Genomic DNA, 3714 nt, shown 5'->3' on the forward strand with positions numbered 1-3714 from the left:
TCTTAAAGGACAAGGAGAGTGTAATGGACTCATCGGCTGAGAAACCAAATAGTAGTTTTATTGAAAACCGAAGTATTGATTTTATTCCAGAGAATGAAAGACATGGCGGAGTGTTTGCCCAATTCACCCTCTGGTTTGGTGCCAATTTGCAAATCACGGCAATTGTAACGGGCGCACTAGCAGTTGTATTAGGTGGCGATGTTTTTTGGTCGATTATTGGTTTATTTGTGGGACAGTGTTTTGGTGCTGCTGTCATGGCTCTACACGCCGCTCAAGGTCCAAAACTTGGCCTTCCCCAAATGATTTCAAGTCGTGTTCAGTTTGGGGTATATGGTGCATGTATTCCAATCATACTTGTTTGCCTGATGTATATTGGCTTTACCGCAACTGGTGAAGTACTCGCGGGTAAAGCAATTGCACACTTAGCACATGTTAGCAATACAACTGGCATCTTAATTTACGCATGTTTGATTATTATATTCGCAACTATTGGATATCGTTTAATTCATTTAGTAGGCAAAGTAGCCAGTATTATTGGTTTGATCGCTTTTGCGATTATTTTGACTCAAATTTTAGCACTTTCTGATTTTTCTGAACTCTTAGCAGTACGTCATTTTAGTTGGTCTTCATTTTTGTTAGCAGTTTCACTTTCTGCTTCTTGGCAAATCTCTTTTGGACCTTATGTTGCAGACTACTCCCGCTATCTTCCAACTAAAACGTCTTCATCTCGTGTTTTTTGGGCCGTCGGCTTAGGTTCTTTAATTGGCTCACAAATTTCTATGAGCTTAGGCGTTTTAATCGCTCAGGTTGCAAACGGCAATTTTGTTGGAAATGAGGTTCAATATGTGGTTGGGATGAACCCTATTGCCTTAGTGGTTACCTTTTTATATTTTAGTATTGCTTTTGGCAAAGTTACTTTGACGACTTTAAATGCTTACGGTAGTTTTATGTGTGTTGCTACGATTTGGAATAGTTTTAAATCGACAAATCAAATCTCAAAAATAACAAGATTATTCATTGTTCTTACTATGGTTGTGATCTCGACCTTTATTGCAATTATAGGCGAACACACGTTCTTAAGCGCTTTTAAAGCATTTATTCTGTTTTTGCTCACATTTTTTATTCCATGGAGTGCAATTAATCTGGTTGATTACTACTTTATCTCTAAAGAAGAATGTGATGTAGATGCGCTTTATGATCCCAATGGTAAGTATGGCCGCTGGAATCGAATTGGGATTACTTGCTACTTTCTAGGTATTTTGATTCAACTGCCATTTATTGATAGTAAATTCTATACAGGTCAAATCGCTGCAATGTTAGGAGGGATCGATTTATCATGGCTTGTAGGACTTATCTCTACAGCTTTGATCTACTATTTTTTTGCTAAAAGAGCTCAAGTAAAGTTTGTAAAACAGTTACCTCTCGAACAAGTTAAGTAAAGCCCAAACATAAGATATCAAAGTATAACTTTGATATCTTATTGAAATTGATAAAAGCTATTCTTGTAATGCTTTACCCTGCGCTGAAATAGGTAATCCAAATAATTTATCAAAGCCCCAATTAAAGATAAAAGTGTAGATGGGAATAATGATAATAAAGGCCACATCTAACCAAAAAGCAGCGACTAGAGAAATATCCATCCACCATGCAATAAGAGGGATCAAAAACAGGACTAAAGTAAGCTGAAAACCAATTGCATGTCCTACTCTACGCTTAACTGTACGAACATTACTGCTTTGTCTAGCTTCCCATTCCTCATATAAAATATTGTAGATAAAATTCCAAGTTACAGCGATGGTCGTAATCATGACAGAGAGTGGCCCCGTATGTTCAACACTATCACCTGCCAAAATCGCTAACCCTACTGATGAAATAATCATTCCAATGACTTCATAAAAAGAAACATAGACAATTCGACGCTTTACACCTTGCATAATCCACAAACTCTGCTTAATTCTTTATATTTTAATTTCAGTCAAAATCATATATAAAGTTAATAGCTTTCAGTTCTACTGATATCAAAATGAATTTTAACAGCGAAAATATTGAACTTTTTATTACCGTACTAGATACAGGCTCTTTCTCTGCGGCTGCTCGTAAACTAAATCGAGTCCCCTCAGCAGTGAGTATGGCTATTGCTAATCTAGAAGCAGAATTGGGTTACACCTTATTTGAGCGCACTCCTCGAAAGGTCATTCCAACTGCTACAGCATTAGCTTTGGAACCTCAAGCGCGAATTATTTCTGAACAACTTAGGCTATTTAGTACTCATGCCCATGAACTTTCTTTAGGGCTTGAAACTAAATTACGTATTGGTGTGGTCTCAGATGTAAATACCAGATTATTATTTTCTTCAATAAAGAAGTTAGCTGATAAATTCCCATTATTAAATATAGAGGTTATTACTGCACCTCAAGATGACATCGTTAATTTACTTTATAGAGAAGAAATTAGTCTTTGCTTAGCAGGTTCAGACCTCAATATAAAAATGCGCGAAAATTTGCAATTAGTAATGACTGAAACAGTCGTTGCTACTATCTCGTCTAGTCATACTCTTCTACAAGAAAAAACAAAGCGGTTTTCTATTGAAGAATTAATCAATATTAGGCAAATTGTAGTGGCGAGTAGCGACCATGAAATGACAGATTCCCGGTCAATTATTGGTGCAATGTACTGGAAAACGAATAGTCTACAAACAGCAATTAATATGGTTGAAGCAGGACTTGGTTGGGGAAATTTCCCGTTATCGTTAGTACAAGAAAAAATCGATCAAGGTCAGTTAGTTCTTTTAGATTTTAAAAATACCAAAAATCATTTACCTCTATCCATTTACTTAATTTGGCTTCAAGACCGCCCCTTGTCTAAAGCAGCTCGAGAACTCATTCATACTATTCAAGAAACTTTATAATTTTTATACTCTAGTTCTGAGAAGGCATACTCTCGTTTTATAGTTTTTATTTCTGATTATATATACTTACTTTTAAAATTTAGATTATTGCTCTGACCTATTTTCTCTATATTACAAAAAGCAAGAAGCCTACTTTAAAAAGCAGGCTTCTTACTGTATTTCAGGACTAAGCAATAGTTTTTTATTTTGGGAAAATACATTTGTACTTTATTAAAACCTAGCATTTTAGTCAAGAATAAATTCAATGAAATACAATCATTTGTATTGAACGTGAAAGTAGTCACACTTTAAGTTTTATATAGAAAACGCATTAGAAAAAGAAGGAAATTTCAATTAAAAAAACTTCCAATTTTTCCACTAGAAAGTGCTAATTTTTTTAATAAATTGAGATAAAGCTTTTAATGTTAAGATGTCTCTAACTTCATTTATTAAAAATCATATTTACCCTTAAAGCTTTACCTATCACATATTAGATTTATTTTTTTAAAGACTTTAGTCTCCTAACATTTTCTGAGTAATTTACAATCATCTACCCTGCCTACAAACGTAAAAATTTGTGTTCCCTAAAATAAAACTAATTTTATAAGTATGATCCTTTATTCTTGTTTTTTAATATGAATTAGACTCTCTAATTCATATTACTAAAAAAATACTTACCTTTAATTTATTACAGTTTCTATGAAATTTCAGAGAATAACTCTGATTAGAGTGATATAGAATTGACTATGATAAGAAGTCATCGGCTCTATAAATATAATTTTTTTTGAAGCAATATTTTTGTAAACATTCAATGAAGATCAAATATT

At 33.8% G+C, this 3714-nt stretch carries 3 protein-coding genes; 2 read left to right on the forward strand and 1 reads right to left on the reverse strand.

Annotated elements, in window-relative coordinates:
• Positions 1-23: 23 nt before the first annotated feature.
• The gene (locus tag NL42_RS08605) at positions 24-1439 is read left to right on the forward strand and encodes a purine-cytosine permease family protein (RefSeq protein WP_461312457.1); all 1416 of its coding nucleotides are present in this window, start codon (positions 24-26) and stop codon (positions 1437-1439) included.
• Between the two features lie 57 nt (positions 1440-1496).
• Here NL42_RS08605 and NL42_RS08610 read toward each other — a convergent pair whose 3' ends face one another.
• Positions 1497-1934: a PACE efflux transporter gene (locus tag NL42_RS08610; protein ID WP_461312455.1), complete on the reverse strand. Its 438-nt coding sequence runs from the start codon at positions 1932-1934 to the stop codon at positions 1497-1499.
• Positions 1935-2023: 89 nt separating this feature from the next.
• On the opposite strand from NL42_RS08610, the gene NL42_RS08615 reads away from it, so the two are divergent.
• Entirely contained in the window at positions 2024-2908 is an 885-nt protein-coding gene (locus NL42_RS08615) for a LysR family transcriptional regulator (protein WP_461312456.1), read from the forward strand.
• The last annotated feature ends 806 nt before the right edge of the window (positions 2909-3714 follow it).

The organism is Acinetobacter sp. GN11, from assembly GCF_054823985.1.

Coding starts and splice junctions, on each gene's coding strand:
- NL42_RS08605 (WP_461312457.1), top strand. CDS start 24: ATGGACTCATCGGCTGAGAAACCAAATAGTAGTTTTATTGAAAACCGA.
- NL42_RS08610 (WP_461312455.1), bottom strand. CDS start 1,934: ATGCAAGGTGTAAAGCGTCGAATTGTCTATGTTTCTTTTTATGAAGTC.
- NL42_RS08615 (WP_461312456.1), top strand. CDS start 2,024: ATGAATTTTAACAGCGAAAATATTGAACTTTTTATTACCGTACTAGAT.